Source organism: Inquilinus sp. (assembly GCF_057815775.1).
Window position 1 is genome coordinate 1 of sequence record NZ_JBYRFX010000733.1, and the last position, 1,816, is coordinate 1,816.

General features: G+C 68.2%; 2 protein-coding genes. One reads left to right on the forward strand and one right to left on the reverse strand.

All coding sequences use genetic code 11. The annotated features are described in order from the left end of the window. Positions 1-129: 129 nt before the first annotated feature. Entirely contained in the window at positions 130-1,074 is a 945-nt protein-coding gene (locus AC3XYG_RS25745) for a LysR family transcriptional regulator (protein ID WP_489142725.1), read from the forward strand. Between the two features lie 17 nt (positions 1,075-1,091). Here the strand turns inward: AC3XYG_RS25745 and AC3XYG_RS25750 are convergent. Then, positions 1,092-1,816, reverse strand: a 725-nt coding sequence (locus AC3XYG_RS25750) for a SidA/IucD/PvdA family monooxygenase (RefSeq protein WP_489142726.1), incomplete at its 5' end; no start/stop codon positions are given.

Below are 1,816 nucleotides of genomic sequence, written 5' to 3' on the forward strand. Positions count from 1 at the left end.
CTGTTCCGCTGGGTCCGGCGCCTGCGGGGCTGATCTCGCCCCCTCGCCCGGTGGGGCGAAGGGACGCAGGTGTCACCCATGATGGCCGTTCGACCGAACTGGTCCCCGACCAGCGTGTCGAGGGCCGTCATGGAAATGCACCAGATCCGATATTTTCTCGCCGTGTGCGAGCACCGCAACTTCACCCGGGCGGCGGAAATCTGCCACGTGGCGCAGCCGTCGCTGACCCGGGCGATCAAGCTGCTGGAGGAGGAGTTGGGCGGCCTGCTGTTCCACCGCGAGCGGGCGAACACCCATCTGTCGGATCTCGGGCGCCTGATGCTGCCCTATCTGCAGCAGGTCCATGACCAGTCCCTGGCGGCGAAGAGGACGGCGCTGGAGCTGGCGGCGGGCCAGCGGCAGCAACTGCGCCTGGGCATCATGTGCACGATCGCGCCGACCCTCGTCCTCGACCTGATCGACACGGTGCGGCGCAAGCATCCGGCGGTCGAGCTGATGATGATCGACGACAGCGCCCAAACACTGGAGGAGAAACTGCTGGCGGGCGAGCTGCAGGCGGCGATCTACTGCATCCCGGGGGAGGAGCCGAACGACCGACTGCATTATATCGAGCTGTTCCGCGAGGCCTTCATGATCGCATTGGCCGCGGACCATCGCCTGGCCGACCGCCAGGAAATCCGCGTCCGCGACCTGGATGGCGAAAACTACGTCAACCGGCGCAACTGCGAGATCTACCAATATGCCAGCGCCGTGTTCGCGGCACAGAACGCGCAGTGCCCGATGATCTACGGCAGCGAACGGGACGACTGGGTGCTGGCGATGATCGCTGCCGGCCTGGGCTTCGGCTTCATCCCGGAATACTCCATCACCCATCCTGGCGTGGTGGCGCGCCGATGCGTCGAGCCGGAATTCTGGCGCGACGTCGCGCTGGTCACCGTCCGGGGCCGGCCGCACTCCCCCGCCGTCGGCATGCTGGTGCGGGAATCCCTGCGCCAGCGCTGGCTGGGCAAGGAGTCGCCGGTGCCGGGCGTTCCAGCGCCAGCGGAACCGGACCGCCGGGATTTCGTCACCTGACCGACACTTGACCGGGATTACTGTCCGAGCTGGCGGATCCGGTGGCCGGCAACCGCCAGGCCGATGCGGGCGGATTGGGCATCGAGGATGGAGTTCGCGATCTCCTGCGACCGGATGGCGAGCACCGAGAGCAGGGTGTCGCTGAGGCCGTGCGAGGCTTCGGAATAGCCCTGCAGGTGGATCTGCGGCCGGAACTCCGGCCGGGTGCGCAGGCGATAGTCGCGATCGACCGAGAAGCCGTCGAGATAAGGGTCGATGGCCGAGAGGAAGCGGCTGCGGATGTCGCGGTCGTAGCCGGTGGCCAGCACCACGGCATCGTAGCGCCGCAGTGCCGGCGCGCCAACGAGGCCGTCGACCACCTGCAGCTCGATGCCGCCATCCCCGGCCGCGGCCTGCACGACGTCGCTGCGCGGCGACAGGGCCAGCCGGGCGGGACCCTGCACCTTCTGCTGGTACAGGATGCCGTAGATCCGCTGGATCAGATCGGCATCGACCACGGCATAGTTGGTGTTGCGGAAGCCTCGCACCAGCTCGTCCCGCCGCGCCTCCGGCTGGCGATAGACGACGTCGGTGAAATCAGGGTCGAAGATCTCGTTGACGAAGGGCGTGTCGTCGGACGGCTTCAGCGCATGGCCGCGGAAGATCATGTCGATCCCCAGCGCCGGGAAGCGCCCGTGCAGGTCGAGCACGACCTCCGCCGCGCTCTGCCCGCCGCCCACCACCGCGACCCGGCGGCCCGCCC

Excerpts from the sequence above, each read along its gene's own strand:
- AC3XYG_RS25745 (WP_489142725.1), top strand. The coding sequence starts at position 130 with ATGGAAATGCACCAGATCCGATATTTTCTCGCCGTGTGCGAGCACCGC.